This window comes from Mesobacillus sp. (assembly GCF_057785455.1).
Genome location: NZ_JBYNSB010000044.1, coordinates 101,292 through 120,594 on the forward strand (window position 1 = coordinate 101,292; position 19,303 = coordinate 120,594).

A 19,303-nucleotide genomic window follows, 5' to 3' on the forward strand; every position below is an offset into this window, starting at 1 on the left:
GTGATAAATGTGAAAAGATTACTAGAAGTTAATGACCTGCAGGTTCATTTTCATTCAAAAAAACAGAATATCTACGCTGTTCGTGGGGTTTCCTTTCATGTGAACAAGGGGGAAGTCCTCGCAATTGTCGGAGAATCCGGGTCTGGGAAATCAGTTACTGCTAAAAGTATTATGAAACTGCTTCCTGAGAAAACATGTTCCATCCCCGAGGGGTCCATTTTATTTAACGGGGATGAAATCATCACAATGAAGAAAAAACAGCTTTCCAAAATCCGTGGGGCAAAGATCGGTATGGTATTCCAGGATCCCATGACTTCCTTAAACCCGACAATGAAGGTGGGTGACCAAATTGCGGAGGGGCTAATCGTTCATAAAGGCTATAGTAAAAAGTTAGCTCAAGAAAAGGCAATTGAAATCATTAGTCTAGTTGGAATCCCGGATCCTATATATTGTTGTACAACCTATCCTCATCAGCTAAGTGGAGGAATGAGGCAGCGAGTTGCCATTGCAATGGCTTTGATTTGCGAACCTGATCTGTTAATTGCTGACGAGCCAACAACAGCTCTTGACGTTACTATCCAGGCACAGATTTTGGATTTATTAAAAGACCTGCAGGAGAAAATGGGTATGGCGATCATTCTGATTACGCATGATTTAGGGGTGGTTGCAAGGTTTTCAGATAGAGTGAATATCATGTATGCCGGTAAAATAGTCGAAAGTGGAACGAAAAACGAAATTTTTTATAATCCAAAACACCCCTATACGATTGGATTGCTAGAATCAGTTCCTCATCTTGATTTAGAAAAAAACCAACAATTAAACGTGATTGAAGGGACTCCACCAGACTTGCATGATCCTCCAAAAGGTTGCGCTTTTACTTCGCGATGTCCGTTTGCAATGGAGGTATGTGATTTATATCAACCTAATAAAACCATCCTATCAGGTACACATCATTCTGAATGTTGGTTGATGGACCAAAGAGCGCCAAAAGTAGATGAAATTCAATTTCAGTGAGTTTATCTACGATAAATATTACCAGAATATTCGGACATTCAGCCTTAGTTCCAATAACCGTCTGGCTTCCACGAGGAGGGTACAGAAACTCCATTTTTTCTACATAATTAAACATTAATATCAAAGTAGATTGAAAATGAGAGGGTTGATGATATGTTTATAAAACTGGAGAAAAGCGGCGAAATGGTTTTTGGGCTGTTAGCAGGGGAAATGTTCCTAGACGGTGAATGTGGGAGCTGGAGTGAGGGAGCTGGAGTCTTTTTATGGGAGCCATTTGGGAAAGATCCGGCAATCGTTGTATTTGAGAATAATGGTTCCTATAAATGCTATAAAGTACTAGAACAAGTAGATTTCAAGGAAATTATCATGGCAGAAAAGTAAGCAATGAAGGCGGGACTGTTTTTTAAGTGGTCTCGCTTTTTTTGATTTCAAGCAGCAGGAAAGAAAAATGGTTAATGTAGATTTATAAGCTCAAGGTGATAACAGGCTTGTATTCTAGCCATTAATGTGATTTGTCAAAACTCGACCAGCCTATTATATATTGGGCTTTTCTTTCAAAGCTCCCGGTTATCGAGAAAGAAGTTCAAACAAATCATTTAGAAAAATAGGATATATTCTACTAAATCAATTGCAAGTATTATACACCCCTTCCACGAAATACTCATACAGATGATAATCCTTGGATGGATACAAATGTGCATAGAAAGATAAAGTGACGGCAAACAGTGAGGTTGATTAAGTCCCAGTAGCGGTCATCTTTTTATTATAAAAATTAAGTTATTCAGTTATTCCGAGAACAGCCTGAATAGTGAGGACAATAAATACAATACATTCATTCTCCTATATTTGATGTTCTTTATAATTTTTTCACTCTACATACTTTCTCCATGATTCGCTTTTATATTTAAAGCACAGAAACAAACATCATCACCAGAAAGGAGGGGCTAGCATGATGGGACCTGGCTTTGCGGCAGCTGGCTGCGGACCGATTGGCTTACTTATTGGTTTGCTGTTGATTGGTCTCCTGATCTACTTGTTGAAGAACAGGAAGAAATCAGATGGGTCGAATCTGCCTGATTCTAGTAAAGCAATGGAACAATTGAAGATGCGGCTGGCACAAGGGGACATCACCCCGGAAGAGTACCAAAAGATGAAAGACATTGTTTCAAAATAACAGTTTTCGCTTCATACTTTCTACAAATTTTTAAAGGAGAATGAAAGTATAAAGAAATGGAAAGGAGAGAAGGAAATGATGATGGGACCTGGGTATGGTAACTTTGGAGGCTTCGGGATGGGAGGTGGATCCTTGATGATGATAATAGTTTTCCTGGCAGTCGGCTATCTGCTGTATCTGGCTTTCAACCAGAATGGAAGGAGTGAACAAACGCTTCCACTCCAGGCAGTGAACAATCAAGCAATTGATCTTGCCAAGGGCAGGTTGGCAAGAGGAGAAATCACTGTCGAAGAATTCGAAAAAATGAAAGCAAACCTTGTATAAAAAGTTTTAAAAAACCTTATAAAAATAAAAAATAGGAGTGTTTACTATGATGAAAAAGACAATTATTACTGGCGCATTAGCAGCAGCCCTTATCGCAACAGGAGGTACAGGATTGTATATGGCATCCGCGAAGGAAAATGCAGTTAATCCTGCTGATTTTATGAAGGAGCAGGGAATTGATTTCAAAAATATGGCTAACATCATAGGTGAGGGCAACTTTGAAAATATGCAGGAGTTCATGGGTGAACAGGGTGTAAATATCGATGAGATGAATCAAATGATGGAATCAGGAGATTTTGATGATATGCAAAAATTCATGGATGAGCAGAATATCAACTTTGGACAAATGAAGCCATATATGCAGGAAATGCATCCTGATTTGAGCACTAAAGATCTTGAGGATATGTATAAAGGGATGCATGGCACGGGTGGCGCATCTAACAGCCGGAATTTCCAGGGTATGGGGAACATGGGCTTATAAAATCTTACCGAGGGCCGGTTTTTCGGCCCTTAATACCAAAATTCAGGAGGAATGGAACAATGTTTACGCTGTTGATCTTGGCAATAGGTTTTTACCTTTACAAAACAGGCGATTTACAAAAATTCTTTAGGAAGATGGGTACTCACGTTCCAGATCATAACTCAGCCAGACAAATCATTGATTTGAGGTATGCTGCAGGCAAGATTACCGAAGAAGAATACGTTAAACTGAAAAATCTCATTTAATATAAAGGAGTAATGACAAATGATGAACGGTCACATGGGTTCTTTTATAAATGGATATGGATATAGCGGTCCATCCGGCTTCACCCAGTTTGGAATGATGCCATATTTTAACTCGTCTACTTTAATTTTCCTTGTTCTAATTGCAATTGGAGTATATTTTCTGATGAAAAACCAGTCTTTATCCAAGGCGAATTCTGGGAGTATCAAATCAATAGAAGCCGAAGAAATGGCAAAGTTAAGATACGCAAGAGGAGAGATCACCTTAGAAGAATTCCAGCAAATTTTGTTAAGGATTAAATCGTAATAGAGGTGAATGAAGTGATTACTCTTATATTAGCAGCCATAGTCTTCTATTATTTATTGAGGACTGGAGATCTGTTCAGACTGATCAAGATGACAAGGAAGCTGATTGTTGACCTTATGTACTCTTTCAAAAAGCAGAAGCAAGATTCAATACAAAAGGAATCTCCTGCTGAAACCCTGAAACTTCGTTATGTCAAAGGCGAGATTTCTCAAAGTGAATATGAAATGATTTCTAAAAACCTATTCTAAAAGAAAGCTGCCAAACGGCAGCTTTCTTTTCATCAGTTTTAATGACTGTGTTTAGAAAAGCGAAACAAATCCCCAACCTGCTGTTGCAAACAGAGTGATGAGTCCTAGTGTCAGGCCAATTAGTTGTCGGTTTCCCTTTTTCTGTTGATTTAAATATTCTTTGTAATCGATCTCCCCGCTAGCAAACTTGAGTCCGATTTCATCTGGCTCAATTCGGTACAGGGTACCACCCTTATCAGCCAGTACGATTTTTGAAATCACTCCGTGGTTCTCAGCTGGAAAGGGTTGGCCTGCTTCAATGGCAAATCTGCCTTCCCCGATCAATTCAATATGCAACGGGCGATATATTGTGAACTGAACGATTTGTTCCGCGATATGGTATGATATTTGGTCGATATTATGATGAGAAACACACATTTTTTTCACCTCACTAAAATTATATTATAAAGGTTCAAAAAAGGAACTAGAAATATCTTTATTCATTCTTTGTGCACAGTTTGCCAGTATAATGGTCACTAATCCGTAATCAGAGAGGATGGTTTCATTGAATCAGGAATTAAATGAGAAAATTAAAAAAAGATACAACCGAGTTTCAAAAATCTATGACACAATGGATAAGATGATTCGTGAAGATTGGAGGAGGGACCTACTGGCTGGCGCTTATGGTGATGTACTGGAAGCAGGGGTAGGGACTGGGGCGAATCTATCTTATTATCCGAGTAGTATTCAATCCTTGATTGGAGTGGATTTCAGCAGCGATATGTTAAAGTATGCAAGACAGAAAGCTTCTCAGCTTAATGCCCCTTATAAAATGGAACTAATAGAGGGAGACATCCAGGAACTGCCCTTTCCGGACAACAGCTTTGATACGGTAGTATCTACCTGTGTGTTTTGCTCTGTACCAGACCCGGTTGTGGGTCTAGGAGAACTGAGAAGAGTTTGCAAACCGGACGGACAGATTCTCATGCTTGAGCATATGAGAAGCGAAAACAAGGCGGCAGGACTTGTAATGGATTTACTGAATCCAGTAACAGTGCGAATGTGGGGAGCAAATATAAACCGGGAGACAATGGCAAACATTAAATCAGCAGGATTGTCAGTTGTTGGCGAAGAAAGACTAATGGGGTCAATAATGAGAAGACTGTTGCTTTCTCCAAATAAATAGATCTATGTAACAAAAAACGGTTCAAGAACAGAACCGTTTTTTTGTTTGGTGTTTCTAATTTTTTTCGACTTATTCTCAATTGAATATTTGTGTTAGGAAAGCGAAATTCACCAATAAATAGGATATGCCATTCCTGCTAAAAGGTAAGCATAGTATAGAACATGACAGTAGAATTGTCATTTCTGTGTCTGTCGAGGTTGAATCTGAAGTATTATTCCTTTTAATATACGTTAGTGTTTCAGCGTGGACCTACAATCAAATTTTCTTAAGGCGGATTTTGTTGTTGGAGTTCACTTCCATTTCCAGGAGATTTTCTCCTTCCCAGTTTAGCAGTTTACGTAGTTCACAGGGTATCGTTAAGTTACCATTATATAGTGTTGCCTGATTTAAGTATTTATCTTCGTGGTCTTTCTCAATCACGATAGTGTCTTTTTCGTTATAAATATAAAGCACGTGACCATCTTCAATTCCGAGTTCTTGTGTCACTTTCTTCGGTATGATGATTTGGCCATTATTATAAAGTTTCCTGATTAGCATAACTTCTCACTCCAATTAAGGATTTCCACTCTGTGATTTTCACAAAGTTTTATTAACCTATGGTATCGAATAAATGAGAAGAAAGTATGCAGGAAGTTGATGCATATAAAAAATTCCGGTATTTATTAAGGAAAGTTTATTCAAAGTTGAGAAGAATGATTAAATATCCATAGTTATTGCACAAAGATCCTCTAACATGTAGGTGGTTACTTCTTAACCCCCTCGAAGAAACGGTCCGCATACAGCCGTTTCTTCATTTATAATCAGCTAGCAATATTCTATATTTCCAGCTAATGCCGATTAAGGGAAAAACAATGTTCTTTGTACCCCTCCATACAAAATCCATAAATACAAGGTATGATGACAGAGAATGACATAGAAGAGGTGAAATAGATGGGAAACTTTGAACCAATTAATCGAATAGCATTGGAATTAGGCCCTATCACTATTTATTGGTACGGCATAATTATCGGCTTTGGGATTTTCTTAGGATGGTTACTCGCTACAAAAGAAGCAAAAAGAAGAGGGTTGCACCAGGATGTCTTTTCAGATTTGCTTCTTTGGGCGATCCCCATTTCTCTCCTTAGTGCTAGGTTATATTATGTTTTGTTCAAACTAGATTACTATTTGGAGAATCCAGGACAGATTCTAGCAATCTGGGAAGGCGGCATAGCCATACATGGAGGATTGATCGGTGCGGTAGCAACATCGATAGTGTATGCGCGAAAAAAAGAAATTTCCTTCTGGCAACTTGCCGACATAGCTGCTCCTAGCATTATTCTCGGGCAGGCCATTGGTCGATGGGGAAACTTCATGAACCAGGAAGCGCATGGAACAGAGGTGACAAGGACCTTCCTTGAAGATTTAATGCTTCCAGACTGGATTATTAACCAGATGTATATAGATGGAGCGTATTACCACCCAACATTTTTGTATGAATCATTATGGAATCTTTCAGGTTTTTTAGTACTCCTTGCCATCAGAAAGTTGGGAGTCAAACGGGGAGAAGTTTTCCTTTCTTATCTCATTTGGTATTCAGTGGGCAGGTTTTTTGTGGAGGGATTGAGGACGGACAGTCTAATGGCAACTGATGAACTAAGAATTGCACAGGTCATGTCCCTGGCTTTAATTGGCCTTTCTTTTTTCCTCATCTGGTATCGAAGGCAAAAGCGATTGGCAAACCGGTTTTACAAAGAAGGTATGAATGACAAATAACTTTCCCATTTAACCTCGGACCTTCTAAGAAGATCCGAGGTTTTGTATATTGTTATTTATTCTTTTTATACTGTCAGCCTATTAAAAGGTAATTTACCAAGGGAATGTAGACTTCCGTTCGATATCATTTCAAATTAGCTGAATTCAATTCACTAACATTACTTTTTTAGCTTTGATTACTCGATATCCTAGTTGTTCCGCGAACTTAACCATCAATTTATTATGATAATCCAGGGTCTCATCCTCTATTTGGGCACTTCTCCAACTATCCTCCAAAAGAAATTCATCATTTAGCATAATCTCCAATTCCTCATGAATTGAACGACTTTTTATAATTTCTAGCTGCTCAAACCCACAGTTTTTAATTAAGGGAATCCATTCCAACTCAGTTGGCAATAATGAACAGCCATAAAAACTTTTAATGATTAATTCATCGGTTTCATTTATATTGCTTACCTTGTTAATTTTGGGAAGCTTACGATTTTCCTACCCTCGATTTTAGGTTAGCGGGAGAATGATCTCTTTACACAACATCTGAAAAAGGCACAGTAACCCTTGAGATTAACTGCGCCTTATTCAAGACCGAATTTTATTCCACTTTAAATTGGCCCATCATACCTGCATCTTCATGTTCAAGGATATGACAGTGGTACATGAAGATTCCAGGATACTTGAAAGTAGCAATCGCCCTGACCTTCTCCCCTGGATACACTAGGATAGTGTCCTTCCAGCCGGATTCATTTGCTGGAGGCTGTTTGCCGTCTCGGTCAAGAATTTGGAATTGTACTCCATGAGCATGGAATGGATGGGCCATTCCCCCCATCATCCCAGTACTTTCATTGGAGATTTCCCAGATTTCTGTAGTATTTAAGGTTAAATATTCATCCATCCGGTCCATATCCATTTGTTTGCCATTTATATTGACATTGCTTCCCATTCCTTGGAAAATAAATTTTCTAGTTTTTACTACCTTTGATGAATCTATTCTTTCAATTATTGCAAGTTGGTTTGGTATATTAAAGTCTTTTTGTTTTTTACCAGTTACCATAAATTTCATGAATTCAGTACCTTGATTTGTTAGTTCGACCGTATCGCCATCTTTAAACATTGAGAAATCCACTATGATTTCAGCTCTTTCCCCTGGGCTGAGCACTAGTTTTGTCATCTCAACAGGCTGTTCAAGCAACCCCCCATCGCTAGCTACTTGATAGAAGTTTTGGTTATTGCTAAAAAGCAATTCATAAATCCTGGCATTTGATCCGTTCAGCAAACGAAAGCGCATTTTGCCTCTTGGTACCTCAAGATAAGGGTTAACAGCTCCGTTAACAAGAATGGTTCCTCCCTGAAGGCCCATCATAACGTCATGCATGCCCAGTCTATATTCAAACCTTCCATTTGCGTCCAGCTTCTTATCCTGGATCACAAGCGGAATGTCGTTGACGCCATACTCATTTGGGAGGTTCAGATTATCTGAAACATCATCATCTACATAAAACAAACCAGCGAGTCCTTTATAAACTTGCTCTCCAGTTTTATGGAGCAAGTGCGGATGAAACCATAATGTTGAAGCAGGCTGTGTGACGGTAAACTTTGGATTCCAGGTTTCACCTGGCCTAATCCGTGAGTGAGGACCACCATCGTTTTCCCCGTCTACTTCAAGCCCGTGCCAGTGGACTGTTGTCTCTTCATTGAGGTTGTTTTTGACTTTTATCGAAACCTCATCACCCTTTCTGACTCTAATGACAGGGCCGAGATAATTTCCATTGTAACCATAAGTGTCTGTTTCTTTCCCCTCGATAAATTCTGTTTTAGCTATTTGAGCTGAAAGCTGAAACTCGGCTTTACTTGGGATCGAACTCATATTTTTAAGGAGCGGAGGAACAGGTAAAGGAGTGCCGCCGCTGAATGGAACTCCACTACTATCATTCCCATTCATCATTTCATTGTTATTAAAAATTTTATTTACTCCAACAGGAACAAGAGAAATAGCTGCTAATCCTGCGGCTCCCTTTAAGGAATAAGAGAGAAATTTTCTTCTATTGTATTTATCCATTAAAGCTGTACCTCCTTATCAAATTCCACTGAACTTAAAATCGGTGGGGGGTATTTTTGTATTTTAATATGAATATATGCAAAAAGTATGTAGAGTTAATTACTATGTATTCTGATAATTGATCACTCCGGTTTTTCGCAGGGTTAATGGGGTGAACTGCTTTTTTGTTTTCTACATATTTTCTACATGATTTGCTTTTATATTTAAGGCATAGAAATAAACAACTCATCATGAAGAGGAGGGATTCCGATGTGGGGACCGGGTTTTGCATCTGCTGGCTGCGGACCGATTGGCTGGTTTATGGGTTTGCTGCTGGCCGGTTTCTTGAGCTACTTGCTGTTGAAAAACAAGAAGGGACCGGATCAGCCAATTCGTTCTGATTCCAGTGAAGCGATGGAACAATTGAAAATGAGGCTTGCACAAGGGGAAATCACCCTAGAAGAGTACCAGAAAATGAAGGAAACACTCTTAAAATAATTGCTTTACCTCCATACTTTCTACATCTTTCTGATTGAGAATGAAAGTATAAAGAAATGGAAAGGAGAGAAGGAAATGATGATGGGACCAGGTTACTTTGGAGGCTTTGGGATGGGAGGTGGATCACTGATGATGCTAGTTGTATTCCTGGCAATCGGTTATCTGTTATATCTTGCATTCAACCAGAACAGAGGAAACAGCCAAACGCATAGCCGTCAGTCGAGGAGCATTGAAGCACTTGAGCTCGCCAAGGGCAGATTGGCCCGGGGTGAAATCACTGTCGAGGAATTCGAACAAATTAAAACAAACTTACTATAAAAAACGTTAAATAAGGAGTGTTTTTACAATGATGAAAAAGACAATCATTACCGGAGCATTGGCAGCTGCCCTGATCGCGACGGGAGGCACGGGGCTTTATATGGCATCAGCGAAGGAAAACCCTGCAGGGCCTTTCGATTATATGAAGCAGCAAGGAATTAATTTTAGCAATATGTCCAGCATCATGGGTGAAGGCAACTTTGAAGACATGCAGAAGTTCATGGGAGAACAGGGTGTCGATCTTGACGAAATGAACCAGATGATGGCATCTGGGGATTTTGTGGATATGCAAAAATTCATGGATGAGCAGAATATCAACTTTGGGCAGATGAGGCCATATATGCAGGAAATGCACCCGGATTTGAGCAATCAGGATATCGAGGAAATGTATAAAGGCATGCATGGGACAGGAGGAGCGGCCAATAGCCGGAACTTCCAGGGCATGGGAACTACAGGACTATAAACATACAGGCGGTCTGATCCGGCCTCCAATTAAAAATTTGAGGGAGGAAGAACGATGTTTGCGCTATTGATCCTGGCAATCGGTTTTTACCTGTACAAGACAGGCGGTTTGCAAAAATTCTTTGGAAAATCGGATTCGCAGTATACAGGAGATAATCAAGCAAGAAAGATTATTGATCTAAGGTATGCTGCCGGAAAAATTTCTGAAGAAGAGTATGCTAAACTGAAAAACCTAATTTAATAATAGTAGGAAGGAGTAGATGAACATGATGGGCGGACATATGGGTTCTTTTGTAAATGGTTATGGGTTCAATGGTCATTCCGGCTACAGTCAGTTTGGAGTGATGCCATATTTCAACTTCACAACACTGATCTTCCTTGCGCTGATTGCAGTTGGAGTCTACCTTTTTTTCAAAGACCGGACAGCCACCAATCCAAATCCGGGGAATACCCAGGCAATTGAAGCGGATGAAATGGCAAAGCTGAGATACGCCAGAGGGGAAATCACCTTTGAGGAATTCCAGCAAATATTTAGAACCATCCGATCCTGATAGAGACGATATGAAGCGATAAACCTTGTATTAATGGCCATAATACTTGTTATATTTTAAGAGGTAGAATGATTGTCAGAAAAAATGGATTCTCCTGATAAATAGTCTTTCAAAATAAAAAACGGTTCAAATCTCAACCGTTTTTTTGTATGGTGAGTTTTATTCTGGCTTCTTTCTTGCGCTGCCATCCGGTGTAAAGGATGGATTGAATCCTTCATATTTTAAAAGATTGATCATTCCTGCAGAAGCATGGTGAAGGTCGTGGCAGTGGAACAGCCAGTTCCCGGGATTATCGGCTTCAAATGCAACTACATATTCATCACCCGGTTTAAGATTGATTGTCTCCTTGATAATCGGCGAACCCTCCACTGTTATACCATTTTTGTTAATAACTGGATAAAGTTGTCGTGCAGGTGCATTGATGGTCATCCATCATTGAGTTGTTGACTAGTTTAACCAGTACTTTATCGCCTTTTTTACGTTGATGTTGTCAGTAATAGGGAATGTTTTGCCGTTGAGGGTAAAAACCATTCCCTCATTGTTCATCTCAGTGTTCAAATCCATGGTGTACTCAATGTCGTACTTCTGGTAGTGTGAACTTGCTTTTTGCTTCGGTTCCGTAACACCGGAAGATTTCCTGCTGGTCTGATTTAGTAACGAAACTAAAACTACAATGGTTAGTGATTTATGACATAGAAAAAGTGGTTGATGGCATCGTCTTAAAACACTACTTAATAACGAATTAAGTAATTCACCTTTCAATTCTACGATTAACTTAATACCCATACGGGAATAGTTAGAGTAGATCAGGAAAGGAGTGTAGTGTAGTTTATGATGAATGGTGGCGGACCCGGTAATGGGATGGGAACAGGATTTTTTGGTCCAGGAATAATGGGAATACTGCTGGTTATTATAGTCATTGCGGTTATTGCTGTGGCCATGGTGCTTTTTAAGAACAAGTCAAATCATAATACAGCCAACACTGACGGCAATAACTCACTGGGGACATTGAAAGAAAGACTTGCGAGAGGAGAAATTTTAGAAGAGGAGTACAATCGTTTAAAACAAAAATTAGAGCAGTAACAAATTTCTTGGATGGTGCGTCTTAGGATCCTCTCCTCACCGTCTCACACCTGGGGGCTACCCTCTGAACGAGAAGCACCAAGTACGGAAATATACTGTCTTAAGCGGCACGAGCCGCTTTTTTTATTTTTAATCTTTACCAATACTCATCAGTGGAAAATTCCTCAGTCTCAACAAAATCTCCATACCTTTTATTTATAATGATATTTAATTTACAGTTGGAGGGGACGGCATGTTGTATAACAAGGAAATAGTAAATCGACTTAAGAGAATTGAGGGCCAAATCAGGGGGATTAGTAAAATGATGGAAGCAGAAAAAGCATGTGCTGATGTTGTGAACCAATTGTCCTCTATTCGAAGTTCCACAGGTAGAGCAATAGCCTATATTGTCGCAAACGATCTCCAAAATTCTCTCACAAATGACAAAAACTCCATAAAAGAAGACTATAGTGCAGTAGATGAGGCTGTAAATATGTTAGTAAAAAGTTCATAGATTTCTGCACAATTGGAAATCAATCAGTGAAATGATAGACTTACACTCCTTTTCTCAGGGGTGCATTCTGCTTAGATAAAGACTACATTAGTACAAATTTCTCATTCATAATTTTTGCGAAATTATTTGGTATTGTTTGATCAAAAACATGGAGGTGGAGATACATGTTGAATCGCCGGAAGTTTTTGGGGAAGTCTCTAAAAGGGACAGCAGGGATTTTGGCCCTTTCCTTCATGCCAGCAGGTTTAAGTGCTTGCAGTAAAGAGGAAAGCAATATTGACACCAGTTCTATGGCAAGTATTGGTCCTTTAAATGAATTGGAGAAAGGACCCTTTCCAAAGAAAGTTTCTTATAAAGTAACAGTCCAGGATGGGTGGACAGAACAAAATCTGGAGGGTTTTGTTTATTTGAACAAAACGAAGGAAAATGAATTTTTAATTATGTCTCCAGTATGTACTCATCTAGGTTGCATCGCAGGTGAAGCGGAAGAAAGTAAAGTAACGGAAGGAATTGAATTCTATTGTCCTTGTCATGGAGGAGAATACGACGAAAATGGAATTAATATTGGAGGACCACCGCCAAGGCCGTTGGACGTTTTTGAAGGATTTGTTAAGGATAACGAAGTTTATATTCCAATATTAAGTCCGACTAAAAGAACAAAATAAAATTTTTTTATTAACGGGTATACTTCATAGGTGCAAACAAGTAAAACACATGGCAAATCGCACGGATTTTCACATTGGAATTCACCGTGCGGTTTTTCTTGTTATATCAATGTTTATTGTAATTTTATTTAAAAACCACACATCAATTCACAGGTCATTTCTCATTGACGGAAATAATTATTGGAGGGTGTGTGATTTTGTGGTGATTTGGTAAGTGGATTGTATGTTATTATGAAGGTGTTTGGATATTTATGTTAAAATTGAAATAAGGCTATAGAAGACTTTGTGAAACAATGTATTTAAAGTAAAGAAGCAGGTTGGTGCAAGAGTGATTTGACTGCAAATAGGGGGATTTCATGAAAAAGATAACTATATCTATTCTCATTTTTTTTATCTTGTCAGGATGCAATAGAGGTTATGATTCACTGGAAGAAGCAGTACAAAGTGAATGGAAAACCCCAATAGAAGTTGTGAATCAAGATGAAGAAAGGCAATTAGTATATTATTTGGACAATGACCAACATATCTTAGGTGTTTACTATTATGAGAACGGAAGATACAGATATGATAATAAACAAAGTGTTGGAATAACGTTCAATTCAGAAAACGGCTTACCTTTTTTTGTTCAAGCAAATTATTTTAAAGGTGTAGGTAAAATAATTCATGGTGCTATTAAAACAGATGAACATGAAGTAGAAAAGTTTATTATCCAGTATAAAAATGGAGAACAGCAAGAAATTATAGCAAAAAACAATACGTTCATAACTGTATATCCAACAACTATTACAACAAGTATTGAGACGTTCCAAACAGAAATTGAAAATGTAATTGCATATGATAAACATGGAGAGATTGTAGAAAGTTATAAATAGCTTTACTTCAACTAAAGGGTGCGATGATCCAGGAAGGATTATCGCACCCTTTAGTTGAATTCCTCATTAAACAAACGGTGCAGTTTAGTTGAATAAAAAAAATGAAAGATTAAAGGATAAAAACCACTATTTGGCGTATTGAATACTTATTAAAATATAAAATTAGAGGGAATTTATGGTTCGTACATTATCCTTTGAAAGTTTTCAAAAAGCTCGAAGTTATCTAATGAATTGCGGAAGAGACATAGAACAGGAAGTGTTTCGTTTTCATTTTGAAAATGGTAATCCCCAGAACGTAATTTCCGTATTACAACAGTATCAAGGAGAAAATGGCGGATTTAGAAATATGGGGGAAGGGCATTCTGTTATTCCAAATGGAATGGATACCAGTATGGCTTTTCAGTATCTTAGTGAAGTTGGTGCTTCACCAGACGACGAGGTAGTGCAAAAAGGCATTCAATACATAATAGACTCATATGATCACGAATTAAAATGTTGGCACGCAAGGCCTAACCAAAGAAGCAAAGGATGGTTAGATAATCCTTGTACTGAATTGGTGGGTTATTTATATGAGTATCGGGAATTGGTTCCAGAGGATTTTCTAAGGAATGTTACCGAAATAGCCATTTCTTCTATGGGTACTATTAACACTTCAGATGAACCAAGACAATTTTACTTTTTAGAAGCACTTTGTTTACTTCGTTTGGCAATAAGAACAGATGAACCTTACAAGTCCATTATTATGAAACAATTAAAAAAAGATATTAATAAAATCATTGAAACGGAAGCAGATAAATGGTCAACTACTTATTGTGCGAAACCGTTTTTCTTCGCTCATTCGCCTGAAAGTCCAATGTTTTTGCCAATTAAAGAGGCTGTTATCCAAAGTTTAGTTAATGAAATTAATACCCAATCGGAGGATGGACATTTTGTCTTAAATTGGGATTGTGATTTAGAAGGAGCCAGAGTTTGGAAGAGCATATGGACAATGGATGCTTTAAGGGTTCTGCACCATCACAGTATGATTGAAAAAGAAAATAAATAATGTGAGGAGAAAATTTTAAATGAAAGCTCAAATAAATCTGTTAACAATAGTAACTGATGACGTGGTAAGAATGACTAATTTTTATAGAGATGTCTTAGGGTTCACAATCCAAAGCGAAGCTACCGATTATGTTGAGTTCAATAATGAGGGAGTAAGATTTTCTATTTGTTCCAGGGAAATTATGTCTGATATTACTAACGGACACAGTTCCTTTAAAGAGGTAAAGAAGGGACAATCTTTTGAATTGGCTTTTCCTTGTGAAACACCAGAGGAAGTGGAGAAATCCTATAAAGAGATTATTGAAAAAGGAGCTACTCCAATTAAAGAACCTTCGCAAATGCCTTGGGGTCAGACAACCGCTTTTTTTGCAGATCCCGATGGAAACATTCACGAAATATTTTGTTAAGAAAAGGGGCTTTATCTTCATAAAAGATAAAGTCCTTTCTTATTCAACTATAGGATGCGTTGATCCAAGCCAAGGAGGATTAAATGCCTTTTTTGTTGAATTTCTTATTAAGCAAACGAAGCAGCATTCCTGTAATGAAAGAAAATGGAGTTTGTATAAAAAAATAGCCTCTTGGTAGAATGAGAGAGTCCTGAAGCTGGCCAGCGAAAAAGACAAAACTCATATACCAGGAGGCCGTGTAATGAATTATAACCAAAATGATAAAATTGCTCAAATTACTTCTCAGACTCTAATTATAGGTGTTGATATTGCGAAGTTCAAACATGTCGCACGCGCGCAGGACTATAGAGGTATGGAGTTTGGGTCACCTTGCTTTTTTGAAAATACGAAGCAAGGATTTCAACTATTCCTCGACTGGATCCTTCTACTGAAAAAGGAACAGGAGATGGAAAAAGTGATTGTGGGCATGGAGCCAACCGGTCATTATTGGTTAAACCTAGCTCACGTTCTGAAAGAAAATAAGATAAAGTTTGTAGCTGTTAATCCGTTACATGTAAAGAAAAGCAAGGAACTCGACGACAATTCACCGACAAAAAACGATGTGAAAGATGCCAGAGTCATTGCACAGCTGGTCAAGGATGGTAGATACGCCGAACCTACGATTCCACAAGGAGTTTATGCAGAACTCAGGGTGGCGAAAAAAATTCGTGATCTACTGACTGATGACCTTCAAACCGTGCAGGGACAGATTCACAACTGGATCGACCGATATTTTCCCGAGTTCTTGACGGTTTTTAAAAGCTGGGAAGGGAAAGCAGCCCTGCAATTTTTAAGGCTGGAAGCCTTACCACATGAACTGATTGGCTATTCTGATCAGGATTTATTGGTTCATCTAAGGAAAGCAGTTACCCGAAGTGTGGGATTGAACAAGATACAAGAGTTGAAACGTGCAGCGACAGAATCAATCGGGCTTCGCCAGGGCACAGCTATGGCGAAACTTGAGTTGACTACACTGCTGGATAAGTATGATTTAATCCAAATGAAATTTGAAGAATTAGATTCAAAGATAGATAACCTGATTGAACATATCCCTGGTGTCCAGCAAATGTTGGCGATCAAGGGTGTAGGAAGAGATACTGTTGCCGGTTTCTTCGCCGAAGTGGGAGATCTACAAGAGTACTCCCACCCTAGACAAATCATCAAACTGGCAGGGTTGAGCTTGAAGGAAAACACTTCTGGTAAGCATAAGGGACAAACCAAGATAACCAAAAGAGGAAGGAAGAAGCTAAGGGCACTCCTGTTCAGGGTGTGTATGATCATGGTTGCCAAGAACCAAGCTTTCAAGGCTTTGCATGTCTACTATACCCAGCGTCCCGATAATCCGTTAAAGAAGATGCAGTCGTTAATCGCCTTGTGCAATAAGTTGATTCGTATTTTCTTTGCCATAGGCAAAAAACAATTTGAATTCAGTGAAGAAAGAATGTTAAAGGATATCCCTCATATGAGAGAACAAATTGAAGTTAGATTGGCCGCATAATTTGGTGGCAACTGTAGAGTAGCAGGTGGGTTTTTAGTTGAAGTACGTCATATATATTTGAAGCACGGATTAGTCAGCAAAGCAACTAAACTTCGGGCATGGACCCTGTGGAGCAGCATGACTGACATCCACCTCATGGAAAGGTTGGACGAAGGAATTTGAGAGCGAAGACTCTGTGAGGCATGGGAGGGTTGACCTCCATGAGAAATGTGGACATCCACCAGTGCGATCATAAAATACCATAGCCACCAATTATTGTAAGTTAGTGGTAGAACAGGTATAAGGTCTTTTTGCTTTTGAAGTCCAAATTTATCCTCGTAAGATAAATCCAACCATAATGACGATATTCATGACTGAAATGGCTACTAGTGAAATACTGTGAAAACCAGAGAAATCGGGCGTTTTGGCTTCTTTTATTGAGGGAGTTTAGTTGAAAAATAAAGAAAGAATACGATATTAAAATAAAGTAAACAAGCTATACACCGAAAGGAGAAGAGGAATATAGCATGTCCGAAACTGTTCTGAAAATAATACCGAAGGATCCAGAGTTTGTTCCAACTATAGATGCCATTGAAAAAACAGAAAAATATATAAAGTCACTATCCAAATCTTATTGTGATATTAAAATAATACATACGGAAGAAGTACGCTTTATTGATCAAGGGAGCAATTTTGAGGGTATTTCTTGTCCAATTTGTACTAGTGAAATCAGAATAGAGTGGTGGAGCGAGGCAATGGCAGAAGCAGCCGAGGCTCAGTTTTCATTACTTCAAATAACAGTTCCATGTTGTAATAGTAATACCTCCCTAAATTCATTGGATTACAACTGGAATGCTGGTTTTGCAAGGTTTTCCATAGAATTTCATAACCTTTTGAAAGTAAACACTGAACATTTAATTGGAGAGTTAGAGGGGAAACTATGTTGTTCCCTAAGGAAGGTAGTTGCAAATTATTAGTGTTTAATTAGTGAAAGCCTTTATTAAACAAACGGAGCAGTAATGTTGAAGAAGGATTGACATCGTAAGGAGTCGAATATTTTCGGTATCATTATATTTAAGAAGGAGTTGCTATGCCAGCTCCTTCTTTTTGCTATAGAGGCCATTAAAAAAATATAAAAAAAATAATAAAATAAACCAAAACCTTTTTCTAACCCACACGTCTAAGATTTAAGTGAATTAACAAGGAGAGAAATTAGATGGCTGACTACAGGGAAGAGGATATTCATGAGTGGTACAATCTGTATCATCAAACAATCTTTAAATTTATTTTTATGCTTACAAAAGATTATCAGCAAGCTGAGGATTTAACTCAGGAAACATTTTTTAAGGCCTATAAATATCATCATACTTTCAAAGGAGATTCTAGCGAAAAAACATGGTTGTTCAGTATCGCTCATAATGTGACTGTTGACCACATGAGAAAACAAAAGCCAATTCGCTTTTTTAAAGAGTTATTCCAACCTCAAATTGACATTAAACTATTGCCAGAAAATGTGGTTCAGCTTAAAGAAAGTTCAAAGGAAATTCATGAAGCACTAAGTGCACTTAAACAATCGCACCGGGAAGTTATCATCCTTAGAAAGATCAAGGGTTTTTCAATTACCGAAACAGCAGAAATATTGGATTGTTCGGAAAGTAAAGTTAAGTCCACATTGCATCGTGGAATGTTAGCTTTGGAAAAAAGATTAATTAAGGAGTCGGGGTTAAATGAACATACAAAGTGAATTGAACACTTATAATCGTGCTCTTCAGAAAGTAGAATATGATTTGGAATGGAGTCAGGAGCAAGCCGATTTAGTCAGGAGAAAACTGGAGGGGCAAATTTATAAGGAAAAGATTAAATCTCGAGCTTTCAAGATTTTCGGTTACGTATCATCTATAAGTATCACTTTTTCTCTTCTTTTTTTGCTAATTATTCAATTGGGGAATGAAGATTCATTTGTCTCAGGAATGCTATCAAACAAAGAAAAGCTGTATACAATGGAAGTGATTAACGGGAAAGAGACACCGGTTTTAACCGAAAAAGGGATGGAATATGTCGTTTATCCAATGGATGCCTACAAGGAGATTAATACAATCTCAGGAGAACCACTTCTTGCAGTATCTGTTGAAAATATAGGTAGTAAAGAACAAGTATTTACACAGGCCTTTTACCCGACTTCAGAAGGAAGGTTTATTTCCGTACATTATACAAAGAATGAAACGGGATCAGTTGAAGAAATGAGTAAGTATTTCTTTCCCGAACATCCCCTCTACGGAACAAAAGTCACAGAAATAAATGTTTCAGGTCAACGGGCATTTCTACATGAACCTACAACAGAATATGGATCAGCTGCGTTATATATCGTTACCAAAAATTATGTATACTATATGACTAATCAGGGGTTGTTGAATAAAAAGCAGGGTGATTCTGAAGAGTTAGTCAGACTTGCCAACTTGTTTAACTTTGAGGTTGAAAGATAAAGGTTACATTTTAGTATTTATTATCTGCTTAAATAATTGCCGATGCATTGGAGTATAAATTAATTCTGTGAGTTAACAGGACTATAAAAGTTTGTGAACCATTATAATTTAAGGTAAGGGTGCTTTGATCCAAGAAGGATTAAGGCACCTTTTTGTTGAATTTCTTATTGAG

Annotated in this window: 28 protein-coding genes and 1 pseudogene; 25 read left to right on the forward strand and 4 right to left on the reverse strand. The window is 38.2% G+C overall.

Annotation, left to right across the window (positions count from 1 at the left end; genetic code table 11):
• The first annotated feature begins 9 nt into the window (after positions 1–9).
• The 8 genes from AC3EBE_RS17740 (at position 10) to AC3EBE_RS17775 (ending at position 3,790) form a co-directional block, all read left to right on the forward strand.
• Complete coding sequence (locus AC3EBE_RS17740) at positions 10–1,014, forward strand: ABC transporter ATP-binding protein (RefSeq protein WP_488596361.1); 1,005 nt, start codon at positions 10–12, stop codon at positions 1,012–1,014.
• Positions 1,015–1,167: 153 nt separating this feature from the next.
• Positions 1,168–1,395: a hypothetical protein gene (locus tag AC3EBE_RS17745; protein ID WP_488596362.1), complete on the forward strand. Its 228-nt coding sequence runs from the start codon at positions 1,168–1,170 to the stop codon at positions 1,393–1,395.
• A 568-nt stretch (positions 1,396–1,963) separates the two neighbouring features.
• Complete coding sequence (locus AC3EBE_RS17750) at positions 1,964–2,188, forward strand: SHOCT domain-containing protein (protein WP_214705853.1); 225 nt, start codon at positions 1,964–1,966, stop codon at positions 2,186–2,188.
• Between the two features lie 75 nt (positions 2,189–2,263).
• A complete protein-coding gene (locus AC3EBE_RS17755) occupies positions 2,264–2,512 on the forward strand; it encodes an SHOCT domain-containing protein (protein WP_488596363.1) in 249 nt (82 codons plus the stop codon).
• Between the two features lie 46 nt (positions 2,513–2,558).
• A complete protein-coding gene (locus tag AC3EBE_RS17760; RefSeq protein WP_488596364.1) occupies positions 2,559–2,993 on the forward strand; it encodes a hypothetical protein in 435 nt (144 codons plus the stop codon).
• Positions 2,994–3,052: 59 nt separating this feature from the next.
• A complete protein-coding gene (locus tag AC3EBE_RS17765) occupies positions 3,053–3,238 on the forward strand; it encodes an SHOCT domain-containing protein (protein WP_214705856.1) in 186 nt (61 codons plus the stop codon).
• 19 nt (positions 3,239–3,257) lie between these two features.
• A complete protein-coding gene (locus AC3EBE_RS17770) occupies positions 3,258–3,542 on the forward strand; it encodes an SHOCT domain-containing protein (RefSeq protein WP_488596365.1) in 285 nt (94 codons plus the stop codon).
• A 14-nt stretch (positions 3,543–3,556) separates the two neighbouring features.
• A complete protein-coding gene (locus tag AC3EBE_RS17775) occupies positions 3,557–3,790 on the forward strand; it encodes an SHOCT domain-containing protein (RefSeq protein WP_488596366.1) in 234 nt (77 codons plus the stop codon).
• 51 nt (positions 3,791–3,841) lie between these two features.
• Here AC3EBE_RS17775 and AC3EBE_RS17780 read toward each other — a convergent pair whose 3' ends face one another.
• Positions 3,842–4,207 (reverse strand): hypothetical protein, encoded by a 366-nt coding sequence (locus tag AC3EBE_RS17780; RefSeq protein ID WP_488596367.1) that lies wholly within the window; start codon positions 4,205–4,207, stop codon positions 3,842–3,844.
• Positions 4,208–4,325: 118 nt separating this feature from the next.
• Here AC3EBE_RS17780 and AC3EBE_RS17785 point away from each other — a divergent pair, with 118 nt between their 5' ends.
• Complete coding sequence (locus AC3EBE_RS17785; RefSeq protein WP_488596368.1) at positions 4,326–4,955, forward strand: class I SAM-dependent methyltransferase; 630 nt, start codon at positions 4,326–4,328, stop codon at positions 4,953–4,955.
• A gap of 255 nt (positions 4,956–5,210) precedes the next feature.
• Here the strand turns inward: AC3EBE_RS17785 and AC3EBE_RS17790 are convergent, their stop codons facing one another.
• Positions 5,211–5,492, reverse strand: a complete 282-nt coding sequence (locus AC3EBE_RS17790) for an AbrB/MazE/SpoVT family DNA-binding domain-containing protein (RefSeq protein WP_214705861.1) — start codon at positions 5,490–5,492, stop codon at positions 5,211–5,213.
• A 393-nt stretch (positions 5,493–5,885) separates the two neighbouring features.
• On the opposite strand from AC3EBE_RS17790, the gene lgt reads away from it, so the two are divergent.
• On the forward strand, positions 5,886–6,707 hold the full coding sequence (gene lgt / locus AC3EBE_RS17795) for a prolipoprotein diacylglyceryl transferase (protein ID WP_488596369.1): 822 nt from the start codon (positions 5,886–5,888) through the stop codon (positions 6,705–6,707).
• Between the two features lie 589 nt (positions 6,708–7,296).
• Here lgt and AC3EBE_RS17800 read toward each other — a convergent pair.
• Positions 7,297–8,760 carry a multicopper oxidase family protein gene (locus AC3EBE_RS17800; RefSeq protein ID WP_488596370.1) on the reverse strand — a complete coding sequence of 488 codons (1,464 nt, stop codon included), beginning with the start codon at positions 8,758–8,760 and terminating at the stop codon, positions 7,297–7,299.
• Between the two features lie 249 nt (positions 8,761–9,009).
• On the opposite strand from AC3EBE_RS17800, the gene AC3EBE_RS17805 reads away from it, so the two are divergent.
• From AC3EBE_RS17805 to AC3EBE_RS17825, 5 genes are all read left to right on the forward strand, one after another.
• The gene (locus AC3EBE_RS17805; protein WP_488596371.1) at positions 9,010–9,237 is read left to right on the forward strand and encodes an SHOCT domain-containing protein; all 228 of its coding nucleotides are present in this window, start codon (positions 9,010–9,012) and stop codon (positions 9,235–9,237) included.
• A gap of 75 nt (positions 9,238–9,312) precedes the next feature.
• Entirely contained in the window at positions 9,313–9,555 is a 243-nt protein-coding gene (locus AC3EBE_RS17810; protein ID WP_488596372.1) for an SHOCT domain-containing protein, read from the forward strand.
• A 28-nt stretch (positions 9,556–9,583) separates the two neighbouring features.
• Positions 9,584–10,018, forward strand: a complete 435-nt coding sequence (locus tag AC3EBE_RS17815; RefSeq protein WP_488596373.1) for a hypothetical protein — start codon at positions 9,584–9,586, stop codon at positions 10,016–10,018.
• A 54-nt stretch (positions 10,019–10,072) separates the two neighbouring features.
• Complete coding sequence (locus AC3EBE_RS17820; RefSeq protein WP_488596374.1) at positions 10,073–10,258, forward strand: SHOCT domain-containing protein; 186 nt, start codon at positions 10,073–10,075, stop codon at positions 10,256–10,258.
• Between the two features lie 25 nt (positions 10,259–10,283).
• Positions 10,284–10,568, forward strand: coding sequence for an SHOCT domain-containing protein (locus AC3EBE_RS17825; protein WP_488596375.1), 285 nt, complete (start codon positions 10,284–10,286; stop codon positions 10,566–10,568).
• Between the two features lie 159 nt (positions 10,569–10,727).
• Here AC3EBE_RS17825 and AC3EBE_RS17830 read toward each other — a convergent pair.
• Positions 10,728–11,190, reverse strand: a pseudogene (locus tag AC3EBE_RS17830) (multicopper oxidase domain-containing protein); the annotation flags it as partial.
• Positions 11,191–11,399: 209 nt separating this feature from the next.
• Between AC3EBE_RS17830 and AC3EBE_RS17835 the strand changes: the two are divergent.
• The 10 genes from AC3EBE_RS17835 to AC3EBE_RS17880 all read left to right on the forward strand — a co-directional run bounded on the left by AC3EBE_RS17835 (position 11,400) and on the right by AC3EBE_RS17880 (position 19,131).
• A complete protein-coding gene (locus AC3EBE_RS17835; protein ID WP_488596376.1) occupies positions 11,400–11,651 on the forward strand; it encodes an SHOCT domain-containing protein in 252 nt (83 codons plus the stop codon).
• Positions 11,652–11,883: 232 nt separating this feature from the next.
• Entirely contained in the window at positions 11,884–12,144 is a 261-nt protein-coding gene (locus AC3EBE_RS17840) for a metal-sensing transcriptional repressor (RefSeq protein ID WP_488596377.1), read from the forward strand.
• A gap of 164 nt (positions 12,145–12,308) precedes the next feature.
• Positions 12,309–12,809: a QcrA and Rieske domain-containing protein gene (locus AC3EBE_RS17845; RefSeq protein WP_488596378.1), complete on the forward strand. Its 501-nt coding sequence runs from the start codon at positions 12,309–12,311 to the stop codon at positions 12,807–12,809.
• A 356-nt stretch (positions 12,810–13,165) separates the two neighbouring features.
• A complete protein-coding gene (locus AC3EBE_RS17850; protein WP_488596379.1) occupies positions 13,166–13,681 on the forward strand; it encodes a hypothetical protein in 516 nt (171 codons plus the stop codon).
• Positions 13,682–13,856: 175 nt separating this feature from the next.
• Positions 13,857–14,726 (forward strand): hypothetical protein, encoded by an 870-nt coding sequence (locus AC3EBE_RS17855; protein WP_488596380.1) that lies wholly within the window; start codon positions 13,857–13,859, stop codon positions 14,724–14,726.
• Between the two features lie 19 nt (positions 14,727–14,745).
• Entirely contained in the window at positions 14,746–15,132 is a 387-nt protein-coding gene (locus AC3EBE_RS17860) for a VOC family protein (RefSeq protein WP_488596381.1), read from the forward strand.
• Positions 15,133–15,373: 241 nt separating this feature from the next.
• Positions 15,374–16,669, forward strand: coding sequence for an IS110 family RNA-guided transposase (locus AC3EBE_RS17865; protein ID WP_488596382.1), 1,296 nt, complete (start codon positions 15,374–15,376; stop codon positions 16,667–16,669).
• A 506-nt stretch (positions 16,670–17,175) separates the two neighbouring features.
• Positions 17,176–17,625 carry a hypothetical protein gene (locus tag AC3EBE_RS17870; RefSeq protein WP_488596383.1) on the forward strand — a complete coding sequence of 150 codons (450 nt, stop codon included), beginning with the start codon at positions 17,176–17,178 and terminating at the stop codon, positions 17,623–17,625.
• Between the two features lie 239 nt (positions 17,626–17,864).
• Positions 17,865–18,392, forward strand: coding sequence for an RNA polymerase sigma factor (locus AC3EBE_RS17875; RefSeq protein ID WP_488596384.1), 528 nt, complete (start codon positions 17,865–17,867; stop codon positions 18,390–18,392).
• Complete coding sequence (locus tag AC3EBE_RS17880; protein ID WP_488596385.1) at positions 18,376–19,131, forward strand: hypothetical protein; 756 nt, start codon at positions 18,376–18,378, stop codon at positions 19,129–19,131. Before AC3EBE_RS17875 ends, AC3EBE_RS17880 begins: the two co-directional genes overlap by 17 nt.
• Positions 19,132–19,303 lie beyond the last annotated feature (172 nt).